The 23,487-nt window shown below is 45.7% G+C and carries 27 protein-coding genes and 1 other annotated feature; of the genes, 11 read left to right on the plus strand and 16 right to left on the minus strand.

The window, feature by feature from the left end:
• The first annotated feature begins 120 nt into the window (after window positions 1-120).
• Window positions 121-468 (plus strand): toprim domain-containing protein, encoded by a 348-nt coding sequence (locus MKZ13_RS25500; RefSeq protein ID WP_062837991.1) that lies wholly within the window; start codon window positions 121-123, stop codon window positions 466-468.
• A 75-nt stretch (window positions 469-543) separates the two neighbouring features.
• Here the strand turns inward: MKZ13_RS25500 and MKZ13_RS25505 are convergent, their stop codons facing one another.
• Window positions 544-1,155 (minus strand): SCO family protein, encoded by a 612-nt coding sequence (locus tag MKZ13_RS25505; RefSeq protein ID WP_339179165.1) that lies wholly within the window; start codon window positions 1,153-1,155, stop codon window positions 544-546.
• A gap of 424 nt (window positions 1,156-1,579) precedes the next feature.
• Here MKZ13_RS25505 and MKZ13_RS25510 point away from each other — a divergent pair, with 424 nt between their 5' ends.
• Window positions 1,580-2,560, plus strand: coding sequence for a metal-dependent hydrolase (locus tag MKZ13_RS25510; protein ID WP_339179167.1), 981 nt, complete (start codon window positions 1,580-1,582; stop codon window positions 2,558-2,560).
• A 116-nt stretch (window positions 2,561-2,676) separates the two neighbouring features.
• On the opposite strand, the gene MKZ13_RS25515 is transcribed toward MKZ13_RS25510, so the two are convergent.
• Window positions 2,677-2,898: an alpha/beta-type small acid-soluble spore protein gene (locus MKZ13_RS25515; protein WP_056702318.1), complete on the minus strand. Its 222-nt coding sequence runs from the start codon at window positions 2,896-2,898 to the stop codon at window positions 2,677-2,679.
• A 120-nt stretch (window positions 2,899-3,018) separates the two neighbouring features.
• On the opposite strand from MKZ13_RS25515, the gene MKZ13_RS25520 reads away from it, so the two are divergent.
• Complete coding sequence (locus MKZ13_RS25520; protein WP_076211019.1) at window positions 3,019-3,225, plus strand: hypothetical protein; 207 nt, start codon at window positions 3,019-3,021, stop codon at window positions 3,223-3,225.
• 128 nt (window positions 3,226-3,353) lie between these two features.
• Here the strand turns inward: MKZ13_RS25520 and trpS are convergent, their stop codons facing one another.
• Complete coding sequence (gene trpS / locus MKZ13_RS25525) at window positions 3,354-4,346, minus strand: tryptophan--tRNA ligase (RefSeq protein ID WP_339179173.1); 993 nt, start codon at window positions 4,344-4,346, stop codon at window positions 3,354-3,356.
• Window positions 4,347-4,419: 73 nt separating this feature from the next.
• Window positions 4,420-4,687: a binding site (T-box leader), on the minus strand.
• Window positions 4,688-4,932: 245 nt separating this feature from the next.
• On the opposite strand from trpS, the gene MKZ13_RS25530 reads away from it, so the two are divergent.
• Together MKZ13_RS25530 and MKZ13_RS25535 are read left to right on the plus strand one after the other, a co-directional pair.
• Window positions 4,933-5,907: an aldose 1-epimerase gene (locus tag MKZ13_RS25530; RefSeq protein WP_036673298.1), complete on the plus strand. Its 975-nt coding sequence runs from the start codon at window positions 4,933-4,935 to the stop codon at window positions 5,905-5,907.
• A gap of 205 nt (window positions 5,908-6,112) precedes the next feature.
• The gene (locus MKZ13_RS25535; RefSeq protein ID WP_076211017.1) at window positions 6,113-6,346 is read left to right on the plus strand and encodes an alpha/beta-type small acid-soluble spore protein; all 234 of its coding nucleotides are present in this window, start codon (window positions 6,113-6,115) and stop codon (window positions 6,344-6,346) included.
• Between the two features lie 79 nt (window positions 6,347-6,425).
• On the opposite strand, the gene MKZ13_RS25540 is transcribed toward MKZ13_RS25535, so the two are convergent.
• Both MKZ13_RS25540 and MKZ13_RS25545 read right to left on the minus strand, forming a co-directional pair.
• Window positions 6,426-6,836, minus strand: coding sequence for a hypothetical protein (locus MKZ13_RS25540; RefSeq protein WP_036605727.1), 411 nt, complete (start codon window positions 6,834-6,836; stop codon window positions 6,426-6,428).
• A 274-nt stretch (window positions 6,837-7,110) separates the two neighbouring features.
• A complete protein-coding gene (locus tag MKZ13_RS25545; protein WP_339179181.1) occupies window positions 7,111-8,910 on the minus strand; it encodes a M3 family oligoendopeptidase in 1,800 nt (599 codons plus the stop codon).
• Between the two features lie 118 nt (window positions 8,911-9,028).
• Here MKZ13_RS25545 and MKZ13_RS25550 point away from each other — a divergent pair, with 118 nt between their 5' ends.
• Window positions 9,029-9,199 carry a YycC family protein gene (locus MKZ13_RS25550; RefSeq protein WP_338588501.1) on the plus strand — a complete coding sequence of 57 codons (171 nt, stop codon included), beginning with the start codon at window positions 9,029-9,031 and terminating at the stop codon, window positions 9,197-9,199.
• Window positions 9,196-9,429 (plus strand): hypothetical protein, encoded by a 234-nt coding sequence (locus MKZ13_RS25555; protein WP_017692378.1) that lies wholly within the window; start codon window positions 9,196-9,198, stop codon window positions 9,427-9,429. Before MKZ13_RS25550 ends, MKZ13_RS25555 begins: the two co-directional genes overlap by 4 nt.
• A 12-nt stretch (window positions 9,430-9,441) precedes the next feature.
• Here MKZ13_RS25555 and MKZ13_RS25560 read toward each other — a convergent pair whose 3' ends face one another.
• The 3 genes from MKZ13_RS25560 to MKZ13_RS25570 all read right to left on the minus strand — a co-directional run bounded on the left by MKZ13_RS25560 (window position 9,442) and on the right by MKZ13_RS25570 (window position 11,002).
• Entirely contained in the window at window positions 9,442-10,173 is a 732-nt protein-coding gene (locus tag MKZ13_RS25560) for a DUF2225 domain-containing protein (protein ID WP_237178526.1), read from the minus strand.
• 43 nt (window positions 10,174-10,216) lie between these two features.
• Window positions 10,217-10,594, minus strand: coding sequence for a globin (locus MKZ13_RS25565; RefSeq protein WP_036605723.1), 378 nt, complete (start codon window positions 10,592-10,594; stop codon window positions 10,217-10,219).
• 243 nt (window positions 10,595-10,837) lie between these two features.
• On the minus strand, window positions 10,838-11,002 hold the full coding sequence (locus tag MKZ13_RS25570) for a hypothetical protein (protein ID WP_155984997.1): 165 nt from the start codon (window positions 11,000-11,002) through the stop codon (window positions 10,838-10,840).
• A 151-nt stretch (window positions 11,003-11,153) separates the two neighbouring features.
• Between MKZ13_RS25570 and ylbJ the strand changes: the two genes are divergently transcribed.
• Together ylbJ and MKZ13_RS25580 are read left to right on the plus strand one after the other, a co-directional pair.
• Complete coding sequence (ylbJ, locus tag MKZ13_RS25575; protein ID WP_339179187.1) at window positions 11,154-12,407, plus strand: sporulation integral membrane protein YlbJ; 1,254 nt, start codon at window positions 11,154-11,156, stop codon at window positions 12,405-12,407.
• Window positions 12,408-12,511: 104 nt separating this feature from the next.
• Window positions 12,512-13,315: an NAD kinase gene (locus tag MKZ13_RS25580; RefSeq protein ID WP_221823620.1), complete on the plus strand. Its 804-nt coding sequence runs from the start codon at window positions 12,512-12,514 to the stop codon at window positions 13,313-13,315.
• A 28-nt stretch (window positions 13,316-13,343) separates the two neighbouring features.
• Here MKZ13_RS25580 and MKZ13_RS25585 read toward each other — a convergent pair whose 3' ends face one another.
• On the minus strand, window positions 13,344-13,763 hold the full coding sequence (locus MKZ13_RS25585; protein WP_235200693.1) for a YutD-like domain-containing protein: 420 nt from the start codon (window positions 13,761-13,763) through the stop codon (window positions 13,344-13,346).
• 14 nt (window positions 13,764-13,777) lie between these two features.
• A complete protein-coding gene (gene lipA, locus MKZ13_RS25590) occupies window positions 13,778-14,677 on the minus strand; it encodes a lipoyl synthase (RefSeq protein ID WP_017692371.1) in 900 nt (299 codons plus the stop codon).
• Between the two features lie 240 nt (window positions 14,678-14,917).
• On the opposite strand from lipA, the gene MKZ13_RS25595 reads away from it, so the two are divergent.
• Window positions 14,918-15,988 carry a M23 family metallopeptidase gene (locus MKZ13_RS25595; protein WP_339179190.1) on the plus strand — a complete coding sequence of 357 codons (1,071 nt, stop codon included), beginning with the start codon at window positions 14,918-14,920 and terminating at the stop codon, window positions 15,986-15,988.
• An 87-nt stretch (window positions 15,989-16,075) separates the two neighbouring features.
• Here the strand turns inward: MKZ13_RS25595 and yunB are convergent, their stop codons facing one another.
• The 4 genes from yunB to zwf all read right to left on the minus strand — a co-directional run bounded on the left by yunB (window position 16,076) and on the right by zwf (window position 20,854).
• Window positions 16,076-16,954 (minus strand): sporulation protein YunB, encoded by an 879-nt coding sequence (gene yunB / locus MKZ13_RS25600; protein WP_237178522.1) that lies wholly within the window; start codon window positions 16,952-16,954, stop codon window positions 16,076-16,078.
• Between the two features lie 273 nt (window positions 16,955-17,227).
• Window positions 17,228-17,872, minus strand: coding sequence for a fructose-6-phosphate aldolase (fsa, locus tag MKZ13_RS25605; RefSeq protein WP_036605718.1), 645 nt, complete (start codon window positions 17,870-17,872; stop codon window positions 17,228-17,230).
• An 86-nt stretch (window positions 17,873-17,958) separates the two neighbouring features.
• The gene (gene gnd / locus MKZ13_RS25610) at window positions 17,959-18,852 is read right to left on the minus strand and encodes a phosphogluconate dehydrogenase (NAD(+)-dependent, decarboxylating) (RefSeq protein ID WP_017692367.1); all 894 of its coding nucleotides are present in this window, start codon (window positions 18,850-18,852) and stop codon (window positions 17,959-17,961) included.
• A 547-nt stretch (window positions 18,853-19,399) separates the two neighbouring features.
• Window positions 19,400-20,854: a glucose-6-phosphate dehydrogenase gene (gene zwf / locus MKZ13_RS25615; RefSeq protein ID WP_339179194.1), complete on the minus strand. Its 1,455-nt coding sequence runs from the start codon at window positions 20,852-20,854 to the stop codon at window positions 19,400-19,402.
• A 415-nt stretch (window positions 20,855-21,269) separates the two neighbouring features.
• On the opposite strand from zwf, the gene MKZ13_RS25620 reads away from it, so the two are divergent.
• Window positions 21,270-21,590, plus strand: coding sequence for a helix-turn-helix domain-containing protein (locus tag MKZ13_RS25620; protein WP_036605715.1), 321 nt, complete (start codon window positions 21,270-21,272; stop codon window positions 21,588-21,590).
• 351 nt (window positions 21,591-21,941) lie between these two features.
• Here MKZ13_RS25620 and MKZ13_RS25625 read toward each other — a convergent pair whose 3' ends face one another.
• Complete coding sequence (locus MKZ13_RS25625) at window positions 21,942-22,076, minus strand: hypothetical protein (protein ID WP_339179196.1); 135 nt, start codon at window positions 22,074-22,076, stop codon at window positions 21,942-21,944.
• A gap of 240 nt (window positions 22,077-22,316) precedes the next feature.
• Window positions 22,317-23,474 (minus strand): Gfo/Idh/MocA family oxidoreductase, encoded by a 1,158-nt coding sequence (locus MKZ13_RS25630; protein WP_339179198.1) that lies wholly within the window; start codon window positions 23,472-23,474, stop codon window positions 22,317-22,319.
• Window positions 23,475-23,487: the final 13 nt, after the last annotated feature.

Genomic DNA, 23,487 nt, shown 5'->3' on the forward strand with positions numbered 1-23,487 from the left:
TTGTTCTCTCCAGTTAGCAAACGCGTAAAGAAAGGAGTCCATTTTATATAATCAGTCGATTTTCGCTGCAACATTTCCCGGGGAATGTCGACATAAGCTCTCGAACAAGAGGTGAATATCATGCCTATTCATGTCATTGTGGAAGGTAAGAATGACCGAAGCAAACTGAAACGTTTGGTTGGACCCGAAATCAACATTCTATGTACGTTTGGAACACTTAATTCCCTCAAGCTGGAGACCCTGCGCAAGCAAGTCGGTTACGATGAAGTCTTTTTATTTATGGATAATGACAGTTCCGGCAAAAAAATTAGAGGTGTACTTCGGGATGCTTTCCCGGATGCAGTACAGATGTATACACGACGAGGATATGCGGGTGTGGAAGGAACACCTGATGAGTATATCATTGCCCAGCTGGAGAAAGCCGGGTTAGAGACATACATCCAATACCCTGAACATCCTTCCTTTTAAAATGAAATACCAAAAGGCTGCCTTTGGGTTGATATCCAACCTGAAGGCAGCCTTTACAATATGAGTATCAGATGATTATTCCTTAATCAGATTGCGAATATCCTCAGCAATGACAGCTGGCACAACGTCCTCTGTATTAAACGCATTATATACCTTGCGCAGCTGGTTGTTCTCATCCACCAGACCAATCATGTTCATATGGGCAAAATCATCCTTACTCTCCCCATCGATCAGGATCTGGAATGATTCCCTGGCCAACTGTTTGGTTTTGTCCATATCCCCTCGCAAGAAGTACCATCCGGAATAATCCGCGTGAAAACGGTCTGCAAACGTCTTAATCTTCTCTCTTGTATCGACTTTGGGGTCGAATGAAATAGATACAAATGAGACATCTTTACCAAAGGTGTCGTCCTCTTTCAACAGATCCTGCACCTGGGATAACGTAAAGGTCGTAATCGGGCAGACATCCGGACAACTGGTGAAATAAAAGTAGAACAATCGGACTTTCCCTTGCGTATCCTCCAGTGATACCGTACTGCCATCTACATTTTCCATAGAAAAGGATTGGATTTCACGAATCTCGGGTAATTTTTCCTTACTGGCAAATACGGTGCCCCACATCAGATACACAGCCATTATCAGTGCGAGCCCGAGCAGCATCCATGTCCATTTGTACTTTTTCAGCATCTTCCTCGTCCCTTCTGTATCTTCTCTTATGAATACGCATACATATGTGAACCCAAAATCACGTTTGTTTCGCTTCATCCATCTACTGTGACATATGTATTCAAAGAAACCTACTTTTTATGAGATTCTATATTATTGTAACGGTTAAAAGGAACAATGCCCATAAATATTTATGTAACATATCCGACCGCGTATTCTCTGATGCAACTTCTCTCAGTATCCGATATAAAGTTTATCATAGGAAACACCAAAATAGTTTGACAAACTACGTACATTTATTGGGTATAATACAGTTTATTGTCATAAATTTGAAATTAGGGATGTTTTGCATCCTGACAGACGGATATTATACACTATATATGGGTATCACCTAGATAGAGAAGTAATATGCCTTAGAACGATACACCACACAAAGGAGACGTTTATGGATACCTCTACACATTTTGTCATGGGGATTGGTCTAGCCGGTCTGGCTTATGTCGATCCTGTCGTCGCAGCGAGTCCCATGCTTGCAGCTGCGGTAATGATTGGCACGATCGCCGGTTCCCAGGCCCCTGACATTGATACTGCTTTACGTCTCAAAAGCAATTCGCTTTACATCCGGAATCATCGGGGCTTGTCACACTCTCTGCCATTTCTCCTGTTATGGGTTTTGCTCATCACCGGCGTCATTGCACTGATATTCCCTGATGTCCCTATTGGACACGTTGCCACCTGGACCGCTGTGGCCGTAGGCTTTCACGTATTCACCGATCTGTTCAACACCTACGGAACCCAAGCCGCCCGGCCTTTTACGGAACGCTGGATCGCCTGGAACATCATTCATATTTTTGATCCGTTTCTATTCACTACACATGTCATAGCTATTCTGTTATGGGCCTTTGATCTGATCGCCCCTGCACCACTCTTCGTTACGTTGTATAGTTTGACCGCTTTATATTATATATGGCGAACGATTGCTCGTGCACAAGCAGTCAGAAAAGTCAGACGTCTCGACAACAGCCCAGAGCAGGCAAGATACATCGTCATTCCAACGATATCCTGGAACCGCTGGCATGTGGTTAAACGAGTTGAGGACGGCAGTTATGTGATCGGTAAAATGGATGGTTCTAATCTGGCATGGAGTCTGCACGCCTCTTCTTCTACTCATGCGGCCGTTGCTGCTTCACGCAAATCACCGGAAGTCAGTGCCTTCCTCTATTTCACCTCCTATGCGGTGGCAGAGGTTGAAGAACTGCCTGCCGGTTACAAGGTCCGGTGGGCAGATGTACGTTATCGACACCGGAAACAATATCCATTTGTCGCTGTGATTGTGATGGATCGGAATTTTGAAACGATTGATACGTATGTAGGCTGGTTAAGCGATGAGAAGATGGATAAAAAACTTTTATCTGCACGCCCTTGACGAAGTGAGCATGGCAAGGCACAATCAAACTTAGGAACTGATACGCGAGAAAGCCCGGTGCGTTTCCGCCCCGGGCTTTCTGTTTATCCTGTTTTGTTGCTGTTGGTTAAAATAAATTATTTGCCAGACCCAGCCAGAGACTGCTCAGCGATTTGTACCAGACGTTTGGTGATATATCCACCCAAAGATCCTGTTTCACGGGAAGTGTAGTTACCGTAGTAACCGTCTTGTGGGATAGTTACACCCAGTTCCTGTGCAGCCTCCATTTTCAATTGTTGCAGTGCTGCAGTCGCTTGAGGTACCACCAAGTTGTTTGAAGAACGAGATCCTTGAGCCATAATTTATAATCTCCTTTCAATCTGTGTCTGTAATGTATTGCAAGCTTGCAAGATTATTATGGCTCGTAGGCTTCAGGTTATACGGAATTTCACTAAATTTGTAGATGGAGGTTTTTCCCAATGAGTAAAGGCTTATCCTTATGGTTCGCATTCTCTTCGATTATCTTGTTAACGGTTTCAGCAATTATGATCTCCTACTCCGGTTGGTTTGCTGCACTACTGTTTGTCCTGTCCATCGCCAACATTGGCTGGGGATTTGTGATTCGTGCCAAAAAAGAACGTCAGGAAGTTCAATCGGCTGCTTCAGCTTCAGAGCCCACTTCGTGAGCAGGTCATTTGATAGTTCAATAAAGTTCAATAATGAACGCACAAAAATAAAGAGGAGTCCTTCAATAGGGCTCCTCTTTATTCATGTTAACTATTCATTGCGTGAAATATGAAGGTCTTGTTCAGGACTACTGTTTATGTCTTGGAACAAATCCCATACGTTCTTTCACTGCATCCAACGTTTGAGCAGCAACTTCTTCTGCACGACGGGCTGACGTATCCAGAACATCCGCCAATTCGCCAGATTCACGAATCTCATTATAACGTTGTTGTAGCGGTTCAATCACAGATACAACCACTTCAGCCAGTTCCTTTTTGAACGGACCATACATCTTGCCTTCATAACGCTCAGCCACTTCTTTAAGCGTCATACCTGCACATTCAGCGTAGATGCTCATTAGATTGCTGACTTCCGGTTTGTTTGCCGGATCATATACGACTTCACGTCCCGAATCTGTAGTGGCACGACTGATTTTTTTGCGAATCACATCCGGCGGATCCAGCAGGGCAATATAGCTGCCAGCATTAGGGTTACTTTTGCTCATCTTTGAAGAGGCATCATCAAGTGACATGACCCGAGCACCCACCTGCGGAATATACGGATCTGGAATGGTGAAGTACTCTCCATAACGGTGATTAAAACGTCCTGCCAGATCACGTGTCAGTTCCAGATGCTGCTTCTGGTCCTCACCTACTGGCACAAGGTCAGCATTGTATAACAAAATATCAGCCGCCATTAATGATGGATACACGAACAGTCCCGCACCAACGGAATCTTTACCGGATGATTTATCCTTAAACTGAGTCATCCGTTCAAGCTCACCCATGGAGGTCAGCGTTGTCATCAACCAGCCCAATTCTGCGTGCTGCGGTACATGGGATTGCAAAAATACGTTAGATTTCGACGGATCAATACCTGCTGCAATAAACAGTGCAGCTACTGCTTCTGACTGTTCACGCAATGCTGCTGGCTCCTGAGCCACGGTGATGGCATGAAGATCAACTACCATGAAATGACATTGATAGTCATGCTGGAGTTTTACAAAATTTTTGATTGCACCAATATAGTTGCCCAATGTGAGCTTACCGCTTGGCTGAATACCTGAAAGTACTGTTTTCATTACCCATAACGCCTCCCTGATTATATATATAAACTCCTGCTATTCTCTGCGAACGCAAAAAGACCCCACATCCGCAAGGGACGTGAGACCGTGGTGCCACCCTTATTCGCATTTCTTCGATTGCTCCTGACTCTGAATCAAGTCAAGCCGATGAAATGCCTTCATTGTTCCGTAACGTGGATTATACGGCAGACTCTAGTGAGGCAAGCCCATCTCTGGCTTAACCTGTTCAAACCTACACTCAAGGGTCCATTCGGTAAAGAGCTCACACCGGTTCACATCAACCACCGGCTTTCTGAAGAGGATTCTCTTGGCCTACTTATCCCTGTCATCGATTTCATGTCATTCAATTCTAATAAATGCTTTCAGAGTTCCATCTTAATGCGCACAGGCGCGAATGTCAAAATGAGTTGAACTTTTTTACCCGAGACATCAAAATCTGTTATGATGGAATTGCTTATCCTGTTGCCTGCTTCACACGAAATAGCGCAGGAAATAGCTGGCATGTACACAACGACACGCCTGCAGCAGTAGCTTCATCACGACTGCTTGCAGACAGATTTCAAGTGGGAAAAGGAGCATCGATATGAAACAAGTGACCAAAGGCCAATGGAATGGTTACGACACGTATATCCTACATAGCCGTGAATTGGAAATCACCCTGCTGCCGCGTCTTGGAAATAATATTATTTCTATTCGCGATTTAGTGCAGGACAGAGATGTCGTCCGCCGTCCGGATGAAGACGATCTTGCCTTTTATCTGCAGAAGCCGTACCATTTTGGCGTTCCTCTTCTGATTCCACCAGGGCGCATTCATCGTGGACAATTCGAATATGAAGGTGTTCGTTACCAGTTCGATCAGAACACGGCGAATGACAACCATATTCACGGTCTCCACCGTACCCAATCCTGGTGTGTCAGTGACATTGAGGAAGATGAAGACGGCTGTGCTATTACGACTGAATTACTGACCGAAAATGAAGAGCATTGGATGGCCCAATTCCCGATTCCCCTGAAACTTGAGATGACGTTCAGTCTGCAAAACGCTGTATTTAGCCAGCGTCTGCGAGTCACCAATCTGAGCTCAACACCTGCTCCATTCGGGATGGGATATCATACATGGTTTTTGTTAGATGGCAAACCTGCCGACTGGACACTGCAACTACCTGTTTCCGGAATATACGGACAGAATGAAGAACAACTACCGACAGGTGAACTGGAATCCCTGGGTGAATGGTCTGCTCTGAACGAAGGCATCAATTTGCAGGGACGTAACTGGGATACCCTGTTGAAAGCTACCGAAGGTGAACCGGCTACGGCTTACTTACGCAGGCAAGATGGATATACATTGAAATATTCAGCAGATGAAGCATTTTTCAAACATTGGGTTCTCTTTACCAAAGGTGAATCCGATCAGTTTTTGTGCATTGAACCGTACACATGGCTACCTGATGCACCTAATTTGGCTTTATCGGATGAACAAACCGGGTTGATTCGTTTGGAACCGGAACAGCCTGTTGAGTTATTTACACGTATTGAGGTTATACCTCCTACCGACTAAGCGAGCTGATCATCTTCTATGTTACTTTTACGCATATCACCCTATATTTTGATATCCAAATACAACTTGCCGACCCGCATTGGGTCGGCTTTTTTATGTGTCCTGTGCACTGATATTTATCCATATTTTCCCTTACGCCATATCATGTATATTTCCGTATTCTCTAACCATACTAACATCACCAAGCCATAAGGAGGTGACACATATGTACGGAAGTCAAAACCAAGGTAGCGGTAGCCGCTCCAACAACCTGGTCGTTCCCCAAGCAAATGCTGCATTGCAACAATTGAAAATGGAAGCTGCACAAGAGCTGGGTGTAACGATTCCACAAGATGGTTACTACGGTAACTATACTTCCCGTGAGACAGGTTCTCTGGGTGGATACATCACTAAACGTCTGGTACAAATCGCTGAGCAGCAATTATCGGGTCGTTCGTAAGCTCGTAATTAATGCTTAAGTAGCGTTAAAAAACAAAAGCGGCCTTCTTCGGAAGTGCCGCTTTCTCTTGTGTAACTAATTATGAGGTCGACTCCATATCTGAATCCTTGTATGTATTGGTTCTAGGGTAACGAATCATCAAGCTTGCCATATTGTAATTAGACTCCATCGTTGCATCTACCAAAATCATACCTTGTCTTACTGTGAAATCGTACGATATTTCGCCATGTGTCCAATTGCGTTTGAATTTCAACGTCTCCAATGCCATTGCCCGGAAAGAAGTTCTCTGGGTTTCATTTAGCCCCCCTTCCTCCACATCCATCTGCCCATCTCGTCCAGCTATCGGATTATGTCGAATACCGAATTTCCCAATTACGTTGTTTCGTATTTGCACAAAAACTACCCCTGAATCTAACCCTGATAACTCATGATCAAGTTCTTTGAATACCAAATCCAACTGTCTCGCTAATGAAAGCTCATCAATTTTCATATTAACACTCTCCTTATATGCTTATAGTCCTATACATCAAGGACTTATGACTCATTATATGACATCATATGTGCTCATTCAACAAAGAACGGCAAAGTTGGGTATTTCTAACTATGATTTGCACAATTAATTGCCATTTCACTTCCTTAAACTGAGCTTTTTCACTTAATTACGACAAAATCTTCGAGAATCGAAAATGAGGATTCAGTACAAAAAAAGGCTGAAATCCCGAGTCTGTTAACACGGGATTTCAGCCTTTTTATATATGTTCAACCTATTTTTCGGTTGCTGTCATCTGTAGAAACTGCTCAATATCGGCAATAACCAAGTCCGCAGCATTTTGCCAGAATTCCGGTTGTGTCAGGTCGGTACCCAGATGTTTCTGAGCAAGTTCTTCGACCGTCATACGCCCTGTATCCCGCAACAAATCATCATATTTATCTGCAAATGCTGTACCTTCCTGCTGTGCTCTTGCATAGATTCCCGCACTGAACATATAACCGAACGTGTATGGGAAATTATAGAACGGTACACCAGTTAGATAGAAGTGCAGTTTGGATGCCCAGAAATGAGGGTGATCTGATGCAAGTGCACCGCAGAACGCTTCCTGCTGCGCCTCCACCATTAATTTTGATAATTCATCCGCGTTGACCAAGCCTTTTTTGCGTTGTTCATAGAAACGATTCTCAAACAGGAACCGGGCATGGATGTTCATAAAGAAAGCCACACTTCGCTGTATCTTGTCTTCCAGCAAAGCCAGCTTCTCTTGCTCATCTGTTGCCGCCTGCACCAGGGCATCAGCTACAATCAGTTCAGCAAACGTGGACGCTGTCTCAGCCACATTCATCGCATAACGTTGATTCAATGCAGGCAACTCTTCCATAATGTGTTGATGATATCCATGACCAAGTTCATGCGCAAGGGTCGACACATTAGACGGTGTCCCGGAGAAGGTCATGAAAATTCGAGTTGCTTTGCTAAGTGGCAAAGACGTACAGAATCCACCTGGACGTTTGCCAGGACGGTCTTCTGCTTCGATCCAGCGTTTCTCAAAAGCCATCTCTGCAAATGAGGAAAGTTTAGGACTGAACTTGGCAAACTGCTCAACAATATTGATGGCTGCCTCATCGTAAGTGATTTTGCCACTCGATTTACCTACAGGTGCATCTACGTCGCTCCAGCTGAGTTTGTCTACCCCCAGCAGTTCTGCCTTGCGCTCCAGATATTGAACAAGCGCAGGTTTGGCACCGTTAATCACATCCCACATCGTATCCAGTGTCTGACGTGACATCCGGTTAATGGCCAGAGGTTCTTTGAGGATATCATCCCAGCCACGTTTCTCATATAACTTCAGACGGAATCCCGCGAGGTGATTCAGCGTGTCAGCGCAGAAATCTTCGACATCGGTCCAAGCCTGCTCCCAGTTTGCGAATACCGTCTCGCGTACATTCCGATCACTATCGCTCAGCTTGTTGGCAGCCTGTCCTGCGGAGAGCATCACCGTTTCCCCATCTTGCTCAAATGGAATGTTCACCTTGCTGACAATCGTGTTGTAGAATTTGCCCCAACCATGGTAACCATCCACACCCAGATCCAGAGCAAGACCTTCCAGTTCAGGCGACAGCTTCTCACGAGCCAGCGTGCGACTCTCGTTCAGTACAAATGCCAGCGGCTGAATATCTTCCCGAGCAATCCAAGCGTCCCACACCGAATCCGATGTCTGACTGAGTGTATTATCGAACTTCGATTTGCTGCCGTTCAGCATCGCTGCAATAGAACTGATGGCGCCCTGAAGCTGGGTTGCCTTTTTGTCCTTCTGGTTTTGCGATGAGAGGCAGGATACAAACGCAGAACCTTCCGATATGCGGATATAACAGCTTTGCAGCAGTTCCAAAATCGGATCAAATGCAGCCGTCTCTTCTAATGAAGTCGGTGCAGGTGTTTCGTTCAACAGATTTTGCAGTTTACGTACATCCTCTTCCAGTTCAATCAGATACGCAGCGAATGTCTCGGAGGAAGAACCTCCACTAAAAATGGACTCCAGATCCCATACGGGGTGTAATGGCGTTTTCATTTAATAAGGCACCTCTCTCTATAAATTGGATGGTTAGGATTGAATTAAAAACTGGTTTTCTGTGTGCCATATCTCTATACTAGAGAAATACTTATAGTAACTTTCAGGAGGTAAACGTATGAAACCTTTACAAGTATCGGCTGATACAGCCGTCAAATTAGCAGAATCCCTGGGCGTACCTTTGGAGCACCTGATGCACATGCCCCAACATATCCTGATGCAGAAGATTGCGGAACTTGCCAAACAAGAAGCCTCCAAACCTTCCGCATCAGAAGGCGAACAAGAATGATTCCGTTTGAGAACAGCTGGCCTTACGATATTGTGATGGGAGACATCTATGTACAGCAATGTCCCTATTGTCATGCAAGCAACGTGCTGCTCCCCCTCAAACCCAAAGAGCTTGTGCTCATTCGCGAAGGCAAAAAGAAATTACTGGTCTTTCCCTGCTGTAATACAAGCATGACCGTGATCGACAACGACAGTGACTATTTGTTATCCAGCCGTCCTGTCCGTAACTAATGTAAGATCAACTTAGAGGGGGCTGCGCTTTGCAGCCTCTTTGTCTGTTTCCAGCATCTCTTCAGGGAGTTCCAACTTACTTGAAATCATCTGCTCACGCAGCAGAGCCCACTGTTCCCTTGAAGCACGAATCATGGCCGCATCTGTGATCCGCTTGTCATGAATGACCTTGCTGAACCATTGCACTGCTTCATTAAACCGCCCTACCCTGCGGTTCAATTCCCCGAGCAAATACAACAGTTTGGCTTCATTGCCACCCGTTCCTTCACGTTCGAACACCTTTACATAGGCTTCAAGGCTAAATTCAAGAAAACGATGTTCCTGTGCATGGTCCTCCATATAACGATACAACCAAGCTATATGATGCAACAGACCAGCGACGACACGATCTTTCTCCTGGATAACCTGTGCGCATAGCAAGGCAAGCTTGTACGTAGCCAGCGCCTGTTCCAGTGTTCGTGCTCCGCTATAATCACGTTTAACCCAGCGGTTACCGATCTGTTCCTTAAAAGCCTTGCGCTGAGCATCATTCAAATGCTCCGTTGCGTTCTCCGTCGAGGCAAACCCGCACTGCGGACAGATGCGAACCACATAAAAATCTGGATTCTCCAGCTTGTAGTACGCACAAAAATCCGAATCCGTCCGGTAGGGCCTTTTCAAACTCGGTCTTACCCGTGAGGTTTCATACTCGGTTTCGCAATAATGGCAGGTCACTTTCACCTTATACAGCGGCTCTAATTCCAATCTCTCCCATCCCTCTCCCGTACGCTCGTAATCATATTCGGAACTATGGTGTATTCACAAAATGATGTGCAGGCCCGGATAAACGCTGCAGGATAAACGAATGCAAGGGCTCCTCCACACCAATCTGTGTTAAGGCTTGATCCATACATGCAAGCCAAGCCTCAGCCCGTTCAACCGTCACTTCAAAATGCATATGACGGGCACGCATCATCGGATGTCCAAACGCCTCGGAAAACAGCCCTGGGCCTCCAAAAAACTGAGACAAAAACATATACTGCTTGTCGATGACCGGCTGAATATCTTCCGGGAAAAGCGGAGCCAGCTGCTCATTCTGCTGAACGATTGGATAAAAGGCCTCGACCAGTGCGCGAACACCTTTCTCACCGCCAAGATTGTCATAAATACTCAAACTGGGATTCATTCGTCTGATTCCCCTTTCTGATGTCGAATTTTGCCATATATTACACGTTCCGTGAACATTGTGAAAACAGTAACAATAACCAGGCTCCAAAAGCCTTTATCTCCATTCTATCAAAAAAAACCAAAAAGTCCTATATAACATGAACTTTCAGGACATGTAACCTGCCACCTGTATATAGGACTTTCTTCAAAACATAACACAAAAAAAGCGCCAACCGCATAGGTTGGCGCACTAGATATTCCATTAATAACTCCGCCAGTCCTCTTCCTCAGAGCGTACCAGCGAGGCACGTATCACATATACAAAAGCACAGACCAGGATTCCGGTGACAAGACTCATGATCATCACTCCATCCGAATTGAATTCCACCTTGGAGACAATTAGGTGACGTTCAGGCGTTTTTCTCATTTTAGCACACATCACTCAAAAACACAGCCACTTTTGCAAGCGCTTTCTACGTATAATTTTGTACTGTTTGTCCACTTTTTTTCATATATTGATGGCAATAACATCACAGACTTCGCACACCGACCATTCCAAAAATAAAGGAGAAGAATTCATGGCTGCTTCACAACGACTCACCCATGTCCTGGTCACACTCGCTCTCCTGATCCTTTGTGTGTTAATTGTTTTGTATCCAGCGGAAACCTGGCATGCAGGTGTACGCGGACTGTCCATCTGGTGGGACGTATTGTTTCCCTCCCTTTTTCCTTTTTTGGTGCTGTCCGAGCTGCTGCTCGGCTTTGGCATTGTTCATTTTCTAGGTACCTTGCTGAATCCACTGATGCGTCCATTGTTTCGTGTTCCCGGAAGCGGTGGTTTTGTATTTGCCGTGAGCTGTGCATCCGGTTATCCTACAGGGGCTAAACTGACCGCCCAGTTATGGGAACAAAAGCTGGTTACCCGGGAAGAAGGAGAACGGCTCGTTGCCTTCACTACATCATCCGATCCGATCTTCATGATTGGAGCGGTATCAGTTGGATTCTTCCATAATGTCGCCATTGCTCCAGTATTGGTTGCGAGCCATTACGCTGCAGCTTTTCTGGTGGGTATGCTCATGCGTTTTCACGGGGGTACAGCGCAAGGCTCACAGCCAGACATCTCTTCTGCATCCCCATCGGAGGGGATACCTAGAAACAGACTGGTCCGGGCCATCTATGCGATGCATGAAGCAAGAAAGGCTGACGGACGGGCATTCGGTGAACTGCTGCGCACGGCAGTCTCCTCATCCCTTCGCCTTATTATTATCGTAGGAGGGCTGGTTGTATTCTTCTCGGTCATGATGGAGCTACTTATCCAGACCGGTTGGCTTGGCGGATTATACGGGATAACCGAGCAATTGTTACGACATAGCGGACTGCCTCCATCCTTATCTCCTAGCTTGGTTGGGGGGCTGTTTGAAGTAACGCTGGGGAACAAAGAGGCCGGGAGTGCCGGGGCATCCATCCCACTCGTCTATAAAGTAGCTGCAGCAGCCTTTGTTCTCTCCTGGGGCGGATTATCCGTCCATGCACAGATTATGAGTGTTCTTAGCAACACACCCATGAGATACGGTCCTTTTCTATTTGCCAGAGCAATTCATGCGCTAATCGCACCTGTGCTGGTCCTGCTATTGTGGACACCCATGATGGGGCGTTCCTCTTTACCCGTTCTCATGGAGCCCGGTTTCATCCCATCGTTATCAAGGTATACACCCGATTGGGGACTGATTTTCTTGTCCGGAATGATTGTTTTTGTAAGCCTCATCGTATTGTTGTTATTCCTTGCGATATTAAGTTCCATTCTCAAGCCTAGACGACATGCCAAAAAATAAGTGAACGATTCATCTATATTTAACTGAATATGCGCCCAAACGTTGTGTTCTTCCGCGGAATTGATTATCATCGGTAGTATAATGACCACAAAGGAGCTTTCATCTTGAGATACTATGTTCAAGACCGCGGAGACCAGTTATCGATTGATCTCAGTCAGCAGTTTCACGCGCTGGCGAAGGAAGAAGGGTTCAAGCTGGATGCAGAATCGCCGGAGATTGTTATCTCCATCGGGGGCGATGGTACGATGCTACAGGCATTTCACAATTTCATCGACCGTATTCCGGATATTGCTTTTGTTGGGGTTCATACAGGCCATCTCGGCTTTTACGCCGATTGGAAGAAGGAAGAATTACGGGAGTTAGTCAGGCTGATGAGTGGCAAAGGAGATCCGGAGCGTCTCAAACCACGCATTGTGCAATACCCGCTATTGGAGCTTGAGATTCGGAAAAAGTCGGGGAATACCTCTTACATCGCCCTTAATGAATTTACGTTAAAAGGTGTAGACGGTACCGTCGTGGCCCAGGTCGATATTAACGATGTGACATTTGAGATGTTCCGTGGGGATGGCATCTGTGTATCCACGCCATCAGGCAGCACGGCATACAACAAGGCCCTTGGCGGTGCCATGGTTCATCCGACCATCGAGGCAATTCAGATTGCGGAGATTGCATCGATTAATAACCGGGTCTATCGGACACTTGGTTCACCGGTTATTTTGCCCAAGCATCATCATTGTGATATTTTCTCCCGCAAGGATCAGCGGTTACTGATGACCATTGATCATGTGAATGTGATGGTGGAGGATCTGATCTCCGTCCGTTGTCAGGTATCCAGTCACAAGGTCAGTTTCGCACGTTTCCGCCCTTATCCATTCTGGAACCGGGTTCGCACGGCATTTCTTGACTAAAATAAACACAGCAAAAAAGCGGTCCTTCTCAGGAACCGCTTTTTGCTTTGGCTTGAGGCTGATCCTTGCTCTTCTGAAGTACAAAGTACGCACAGCCAAAGTTACAATATTCATTGATATAATCCACCATACTGGCGATCGTGGAATCCTTTGTCGCTTTTGGATGGTTATCACGGTAAAAACCTTTTAACCTCAACTGGCTATAACCCCAGTCCCCGATAATATAATCATAACGCTCCAGCACTTCACTGTAACGATCACGGAAGACCTCTGGATTCCAACCTTCTTTGTGGTTCTGGACGATTTCATAATTTTTGCCGCCGATCTGTACAATGACCGGTTCTTTGGGCTTTTCTTCAACTGATTCAACAACCGATTCCTGAACCGGTTCCTGGATCTGTTCCTGAAGTTGGTCCTGAATCTGTTCTGTGATTTTTTCTTCTTCCAATCCGGTATCCTCCATCACGCGTGTGTTGCCGCCTGTTCAGCATGTTTGGTAGCCGATTTCACCTGTTCATGCGCATGGTAGGAGCTGCGGACCATCGGGCCGGACTCGACGTGGCTGAATCCACGTTTTAGTCCTTCCTGTTTCAATGCAGCAAACTCCTCTGGCGGATAATACTTTTCAACATACAGATGTTTCTCCGATGGCTGCAAATATTGACCAATCGTCATAATATCACAGTTTACCGCACGAAGATCATCCATTGTTGATAAAATTTCATTATATTCCTCACCTACACCAAGCATGATGCTTGATTTCGTAGGGATGTTAGGTTGCATTTCTTTGGCACGAGCAAGCAATTCCAGTGAACGTTTATATTTCGCCTTGGCACGCACTTTGTCTGACAACCGCTCAACTGTCTCAATATTGTGATTCAGGATGTCCGGTTTGGCATCCATTACAATCTGCAAAGATTCCCGATCACCCAGAAAGTCTGGAATGAGTACTTCAACGCTGCACAATGGCAACCGCCGCCGTACGGCCTTCACCGTCTCTGCAAAGATCGTAGCTCCCCCATCCTTCAGGTCATCACGGGCTACACTTGTAATTACGCAGTGTTGCAGATTCATCTGCTCTGCTGCTTCCGCCACACGTTCTGGTTCCTGCAAATCAAGCTCCGTTGGCAAGCCAGTATTCACCGCGCAAAAACGGCATGCCCTTGTGCAAATATCGCCCAAAATCATAAAAGTGGCCGTTCGATTGGCCCAGCATTCATAAATATTCGGACACCGCGCTTCCTCACATACCGTATGCAGCGTTTTGGAACGCATCATCGTTTTCATTTCCTGATAGTTATCGCCGGTTGTCAATTTGATCCGAATCCAATCCGGCTTCGGTTCTTTAACACGTTTAGCCAATGCATAAACCTTCTTTCTACTGAAGTTAGGCTGTTGCTCGGAACATATTATACCATGAAAGCGCTGGAAAAACCCCCATTTGTCACATCTTGTGCATTCATGCCCGATATGGACAATTTGTATAATTCGATTCCCCCCAAGAGTTTACATGGATAAAATGAGAACTTTTGAAGAACGCTAACCTTTAGCTTGGTTCATCGGGTACCTTGTATCATTCTAATGGAAAGGGGCTGCTTCCCAGTGCAACAACGCTTGACCTTCAGGCACACATACCGCTTTTGGATCAAAACATTACTTGCAGGTACTCTGCTTCTCCCATTCTTGCCTGTTGAAGTTTACAGTGAACCCGCCGAGGCCGCTCCCAAACCACAGGCTGCCGAGTTAAAACCCGCAGAAATTTTTGCTGCACGTCGCCATTTATATGAAACCATTGGTCAGATGACACAGATTCCCTGGTACAGGCTTGCCGCAATTGATCAGTATGAACGAACGATTACTCGTGCACACCCAAAGGATCGCAAGCATCCTGAGCGACTTACAGGTATTTTCATGACCTCTCCGGCATGGAGAGGATGGCTAAATCCTGATGAGACGGATCAACGCCCGAACTCCATTCTCTTTTTCAACGGATATGGACGTGACGGTTCTGGGGATGGCCTGGCAGATGCCAACAATGATCAGGATGTGCTGTACAGCATAGCTTCTGTTATTCAGGGTTACGGACACAAGCAAGAGGACTTCAACATTGCCTTGTGGGAATATTATCACAACTCCCGTGCTGTACAACGGATACAACAATTCGCGAAGTTATATGAGCATTTTGACAACTTGGATCTATTTGGACATGCCTTTCCCGTGCCGCTCGGAACCAACTACTCCTACCGCAGCACCTGGGGTACGAAACGAAGCTGGGGCGGCTATCGCATTCATGAGGGAACCGACATCTTCGCTCCGCATGGACTACCTGTGCGCAGCACCTGTTACGGGATCGTGGAAATCAAAGGCTGGAACCCGTTTGGCGGCTGGCGCATCGGAATTCGCGATTTGAACAACCATTATCATTACTACGCGCACCTCTCGGGTTTTGACAAGAGCGCACGCATCGGTGAAGTGGTTATCCCTGGTCAGGTCGTGGGATGGGTTGGCAGTTCGGGTTATGGCAAACCTGGGACACAGGGTAAATTCCCTCCTCATCTGCACTATGGGATATACCGGGACAGCGGACTGCACGAATGGTCGTTCGATCCTTACCCACAGCTGAAACATTGGGAACAGGAAGAACGCAAACAAAAGAACAAGAAAAGTAAGTAAAACGAGGATATGCACGATCAGCAAAGCGAAAAAGGGACCTCATTAATAGAGGCCCCTTTCTTTGTTTTACAATTCAAATTGTGTGTATCATGGGTGCGCGTCCTTATTGAGCTGCAATCCCCCATTCACATCAGGCAGATCATCCGGTTCAATTTCAAGTTCATTCCCTTGCAAATGGTCTGACGGCGTCTGTTGCTGGTTCTGGCTAGGGGGATTCGTAGTCACTCCATTACCGCTTGATACACCCGTATGACCTGATGGCAGCGCAATAGCTGGGGCGTTACTGCCGTTAGTGCCCACTGGCTTGCCCTGATTATCGTAATAATACATTGGCACATCCCCGACAACCAGAAGGTAGGAAATCGGAATTTCCGTATCAACCGTTTCGGGCTCCATGTCGAATGGCACCACGACCGCGACCTCAGCAATAATGTGAATGTACACTTCCACCAAAATCATGTTAATCCCCGCATTTTGCTGACGGGTGTTCAGGTCCACTTTGACAGCGCCTTGGGGCTCAATACGAACCGGTATACTCGGGCCAAATGAAGCCAACACCGGACTGCCCAGCGCCTGCCCCAGCGGGATTTTTTCTTTTAACATGTGTACATTCTGCAGCGTGGATTGCACAATATTCATCGTACTTGCAGTAATTCGCATATGCTCATTGTAGTTCAGCATGAAACCGGACACTTTCCCGGCGGTATCCGTCTTCCAGTCAATCAGTCCTTCGTTGGTTTTGCCATCTGCAACCTGTGCTGTAATCGCCTTGTTGATCGCTTCAGTCGCAATCTGCTTCACTCTAATCTTGGCCAAGTGCATGATGGGGGGCTTCATCTTTTTATCCACATAAGCAAAGCCCTGCATCAAACAAAACGCGGTGACCAATAGAATGATCAACCACATTTTGCGTTTGCCGCTTGGCGGCTTACGGCGTCTCCGGCTTCGCCATTTTCTTCTCATCATCGAAGTGTCCCTCCCCTACGGGATGAGCTATAGGCTATATGTTAACCTTATGCACCGTTGTCCCGAAAAAGAAGGACAGTACATGGACACTGGATAGAAAGTAACAACAACAACGACAACATTAAAGGGACAAGTACTCCTCATTGGCTAAACTAACCGCAAATCGGAAACTACATAAACAGAGATAAAAAAAGCCTTTCGCCCGCAGATTACTCTGCAAGGCAAAAGGCTTTATGTTCAGACCACCCAAAGATTCAGGCCATGTCTATCCTTTTATTTCGGAACAGATTCCCAGTCTTTCAGGAAACGTTCAATCCCGCTGTCCGTCAGTGGGTGTTTCCAGAGTGTCGGCAGAAGCGAACCCGGAATGGTGGCAATATGCGCACCGGAAAGGGCTGCATCCTCTACATGTTTGATATTGCGAATGCTTGCTGCGATAATCTCGGAAGGCAGATCATACATGTCCAGAATCAGACGCAGATCACGAATCAATTTCATACCATCCACCGCAATATCATCCAGACGACCAACGAATGGACTGATGTAGGTTGCACCGGCTTTCGCCGCCATCAGACCCTGTGCTGCGGAGAAAATCAGCGTTACATTGGTTTTGATCCCTTTTTGCGTCAACTCATGACAAGCGTACAGCCCATCTTCGGTCATCGGCAATTTAATGACTACATTCGGTGCCCATTCTGCAATTTCATAAGCTTCCTTCAACATATCCTCGGCTTTGAGACCGATGACTTCAGCACTGACCGGCCCTTTAACAACGCCACAGATCTCCTGAATGACTTCTTTAAATACGCGACCTTCTTTGGCAATCAAAGACGGATTAGTCGTGACTCCATCCACCAGACCCAGACGTTCGATCCGTTTGATTTCTTCCACATTCCCTGTATCCAAGAAAAATTTCATGATATGTTCCCTCCACTTGATGAATTCGTAAACACGATATAAGTCATTACCCGATGTTCATCATATGTTAACAGTTATATATAAAATTAATTTTTCTCTACTGCGTGACCGCCAAATTCATTACGCAATGCTGCTACCACTTTACCTGTAAATGTATCTGTTTCCAGTGAACGATAACGCATCAGCAAGGACAACGCAATAACCGGTGTAGCGGTTTGAAGGTCAAATGCCGTTTCTACCGTCCAGCGTCCTTCACCGGAAGAGTGCATTACGCCTTTAATCTCATCGAGGTTTGCATCTTTGGAGAAGGCACGTTCTGTCAGTTCCATCAACCAAGAGCGGATAACGGAACCGTTGTTCCATACGCGTGCTACTTGTTCGAAGTCGAAATCAAATCCACTTTTCTCCAATACGTCAAAACCTTCACCGATGGATGCCATCATACCGTACTCGATACCATTGTGAACCATTTTGAGGAAGTGACCGCTGCCTGCTTTACCAGCATACAGGTAGCCATTCTCCACGGAAGTATCTTTAAATGCAGGTTCAACGATTGCCCAAGCTTCCGGGTCTCCACCGATCATATAACATGCGCCATTACGTGCGCCTTCCATACCGCCAGATGTACCTGCATCCATGTAGTGAATGCCTTTAGGTTTCATCTCTTCGTAACGACGGATAGATTCTTTGTAGTGGGAGTTACCCGCTTCAATAATGATGTCCCCTTTGGACAACAATGGGCTAACTTCAGCCAGCACAGCGTCTACTACGTTGTGGGGAACCATGATCCACAATACACGTGGGGATTCGAGCGAAGCCACCATCTCTGCGTAAGAAGATACGCCTTCAGCGCCATATTCTTTCATTTCATTTACTGCTTCAGCGTTCAGGTCAAAAGCAACCACTTCGTGTTTGTGATCAATCAGGTTTCTACCCAGGTTCAATCCCATTTTTCCTAATCCGACAAGTCCAAGTTTCATTTCAAAATCCTCCTGTTATGAACAATGTTTAAATTTCATTTGCGTTCAAAATTTAAAATAAGTGCTTAACGTTTGGCGAAGTAACCGTTCCGGTCACGAATCGTTCTTTTGATCGCTGTTATCCCCAGATTTTTTGAATCTCCTGTATAGGAGAAAATCCGGGGATAAAGGCGAACGCTTTGCTTCTACAGAATCGATTTCGTCCCCTACACTACATTCTCAGCGTTCAAGCCAACCCATTTTCAAAACTGAACCGCTAATCTATATTCAAAAATTTTCACGGCCTTCTGGCAAACATAACCAGAAGGACTTATGCAAAATTGGAACGGTATGATTCGTAATAGTTACTGTATATATCAGTATTTTGCATTATTCGATCCAACTTGCTTTCAATTGACAAAGCCCTCAGGGAATAAAACATTTCTTTCTATATCCTGCTAACTTGAAAGACGCAATTTGGATTGTGCAAAATGTTCATGGGTGAGCAGAACGGATTGTACTGTTTTTTTTACTATTGTGTTCTCTTATGCTCACTCTTTCGTTTCACTTACCACCAACGGTAACCGTCTGCTGCGGTCAGGCGATCTGCTGACTCTGGTCCATGCGAACCTGCACTGTACGTATCCAGTGGCACGCTGCCCGCTTCGAATGCTTCCTGAATCGGTTGTACCCATTGCCATGCCAGCTCCACTTCGTTCCAGTGTGCAAAGAAGGTGGAATCTCCACGCATCGCATCAAAGATCAGATTCTCGTAAGCTTCAGGGATGTTACGTTTACCTGAGTTAAAGGTCATATGCATTGGTTCCACTTCACCATGGTTCAATGGATTCTTCGCATTTAATTGAAGCGAGATGCTTTCTCCCGGACCAATTTCAATCGTCAGCAGGTTAGGTTCCGTTGTATTTTCGGATTCATGACCTGTCTTCAGTGGTGCCTTGAATTCAACAACGATTCTGGTGGATTTCTCAGCCAGGCGTTTACCTGTACGGATATAAAATGGAACTTCGCTCCAGAATGGATCATCGATCCAAAGTCTCGCGGCAACATACGTCTCATTCTGAGATCCGGCTGGAATGCCAGGCTCGTCCAGATATCCAACAACCGAGGAACCTTGCAGCTCACCTGCTGCATATTGCGCACGAACAACCTCAGAAGCGATATTTTCTTTTGTCAGCGGACGAAGTGCTTCAGCAATTTTTTGCTTTTTGAATTGAATCTCTTCCGGTGTGCAGCGTTTTGGCAAATGCAAACCAATCATCATCAGCAACTGAAGCATATGATTTTGGAACATGTCACGAAGGGCACCGCTTTGGTCGTAATACGCGGCACGTTCTTCAACACCTACCGTCTCACTTGCCGTAATCTGTACATTGGCAATATAACGGTTAGACCACAACGCCTGAATCACCGGATTTGCATAGGTGAGCGTCTCAATATTTTGAACCATCGGTTTACCGAGGAAATGGTCAATGCGATAGATCTCTTCTTCCGCAAAGGTATTGCTCAGTTTCTCATTCAAGTCACGAGCCGATTGCAAATCATGTCCGAATGGTTTTTCGATAATCAGTTTCTTCCAGCCTTTGGTGTTACCCAGGCCACTTTCTTGAATGTTCAATGCGATTGGCTCAAAGAATTCTGGTGCCACCGACATGTAGAACATACGATTTTCTGGAATGTTAAGCTCTTGTTCACGCTGTTGAACCAGTTCCAACAGTTTGGTGTAATCTTCAGGCTTCGTATTATTTAAAGAACAATAACGGAAAGCTCCAATGAAATCACGAACCTGAGATGCTTCTTCCGGCGTCTGACGTGAGAATTCATGCAGTGACTTTTCAACATTCGCTTGGAAGTCCGTATCCGACAATTCACGTCGTCCCAATCCAATAACGGAGAAGGATTTCGGCATTTTCTGATCCATGTACAAGTTATATAATGCAGGGTAAATCTTGCGTTTGGCTAAATCGCCTGTTGCCCCGAACAGGACAAATGTCATTGCATCCATTGGAGTGCCTCCTGTGATCTGTGCAGTATAGTATATGATGTTGCAAAATGTTCAAATCCAAGCATGACAAAAGACGGAATAAGTGGGTGTGTTCCCCGCCTTGCCTCCGTTTATATAACGCACCTGAATTCAACCATGGAACATTCCTTCTCTCCACAACCTGTGTTTAGGTTATAAATTGTAACCATTTGAATTAACGTTACCCATATTACACCTGTCGTCACAATTCGTCAACAATCGTGTCGAACCTGTGAACTCCAGTGTTTATAGGGTTTTTATTTGATGATAACGCTTTATGTGGTAACATTAAGAACAATTGGCATGTGACATTTTACACATATGGCCTGTGGACAAGTAGGTTACAATAAGTATACTAATGATATTACAAGCAATACTAAATCAAAGGAGTACAATCATGAGCGATGATGAGAATGCCAAGCAAATATGCACAAAAGTGGAACAATCTTATCAGATCATTGGCCGAAAATGGGTAGCCCTCATTATCCATGCGTTGATGGAGGAACCCAAACGCTTCAGTGAGATTCACGCTTATATCCCTGACTTGAGCAAACGTGTGTTAAATGAGCGAATGAAGGAATTGGAGGAAGAAGGACTTGTGGTTCGCCATGTCGTCACGGAACGTCCAGTTCGAACTGAATATATGTTGTCACGAAAAGGAACGGAACTGGGGAGAGCGCTAAGTGCCGTGGAACGTTGGGCTGATAAGTGGTTGTAATAGCTTAAGGAATCCTTAATGTTTATTTAGCTTGAAGATTACCGATGTGCAATCCCGGAGGTGGAGTATCGCATTTAGCAACTGGCTAGTGCAATCCGCATCCGGGATTTATTTACTTCAAACGGTAATACTAATTGTGTATAGAGACGTAATAACGCTATTTTTACAATCCAAATTAATGCTTACTGTTCCGTTCAAATTGTTGCCGATACTGAAGCGGGATCGTCTCGGCAGATTTGCGAAATAACTGGATGAAATACATCCGTTCGGAAATCCGGCACGTCTGCCAATCTCCTCCACCGAAAGTGTTGTTGTCTCAAGGAGTAAGTAGTCCTGCTTTAAACCTTCGAGCTATGACGTAATCCGTAATGCTTCTACCTGTCTCTTGATGAAAAACGCAGGAAGCATTCGATTTGGCAAGTGAACATCTCCCGCCATCTGGTCCAATCTGATCTCATATTGGAAATGCTCTTCAATCCATTGCATCCTCTTCTCCAAGTGTCTAAAATGACGTGAATCCGCTAACTGCGAAAGCGTTTCATCTACTTCTTATTTTTATTGATCCAATCCCTGACTTGGAGATTATTATCTTAAAGTGATTTCCAGTTACATGGATGGAAAAACCAAGTGTATTGATTTTTTATGGTGATGTAGGTGTAATCGACCTAGTACAAAAAAAGATGCCCATTCTCACTTATGTGAGGGGCATCCTTTTCACGTAAAATACTACGAATCTAACTTCCTCCCGAGTGTAATACTCGAATCCTCGAAGTTGTCTACCGTCGTCTTTTTTTCATAAAAGTGTACGGCATGTTGCATAATTCCTTCTCTTGTGTAAAACGCGTCTTCCGCCCCTAGTGGAAAAACAACCTTTTCTCCCGTACTTGCCGACTTATAGATACCCACAATCAGTTCAAGCGTATTCCGACCACTTTGGCCATCCACCAGAAGGGGAGATCCTGTCTCAATAGCATTTAACACATTCTCAACTTGCCCAGCGTGACCGACATGAATAACATCTGGTAATTCGTCAGCGAGCTTCTGAATCTGGTGTTCCAACTCTCGATTCGGTTCCGGAAATCCGTTATTCCGCGCGGTAGAAGCAACGACTTTCCAAGGTGCAGATACCCGGGCTTCTTTGCCCTGAAAAATTAACTGTTGCTCCTCTCCGTGATGTACGACGGAACTGGTAATCATGCCAAGCGCCCCTTCCTGGAAGCGAAGCATCGCCATGGATATATCCTCAACTTCGGCATTATCATGTGCCTTATTTGCCATCATCGCCTGTAGTTCCACTGGAGGTCCCATCATCCAGAGCATGGCATCAATATGATGCACCGCATGATTAAGGGTACAGCCTCCGCCTTCTTTTTCCCATGTCCCGCGCCACCACAGATCATAATAATTGTGGCCACGCCACCAGAACGAATCAACCTGCACATGTACAATCGGTCCCATCCGTTTACTGTCCAGCACACCTTTTAACTTCATCATTGGAGTCGTAAAACGATTCTGTGCTACTACGGATAGCAACTTGCCACTTGCTTGCGCTGCTCTCAACATCAGATCCGCTTCCTCCAGGGAAGAAGCCATCGGTTTTTCAACCAACACATGTGCACCTGCTTGCATGAAGTCACACGCAATGGGAGCATGCGTATACGGTGGTGTACAGACTGATACCAGATCAATGTTTTGGGCAAGTAACTCTGTGTAATCCGTGACAGCTTGTGCACCTTCCAGACCATATTCATTAATTCGCTTCTGTGCTTTTTCCACGTAGATATCGACCACAGCAACAATCTGACATCGCTCAGGGAACGACATATATGCTGAGATATGTGCTCCACTAATTGCACCTGCTCCGATAATCGCCACTTTTAACATCGTTGCATACCTC

The organism is Paenibacillus sp. FSL R5-0701, assembly GCF_037973995.1.
Lineage (GTDB): Bacteria > Bacillota > Bacilli > Paenibacillales > Paenibacillaceae > Paenibacillus.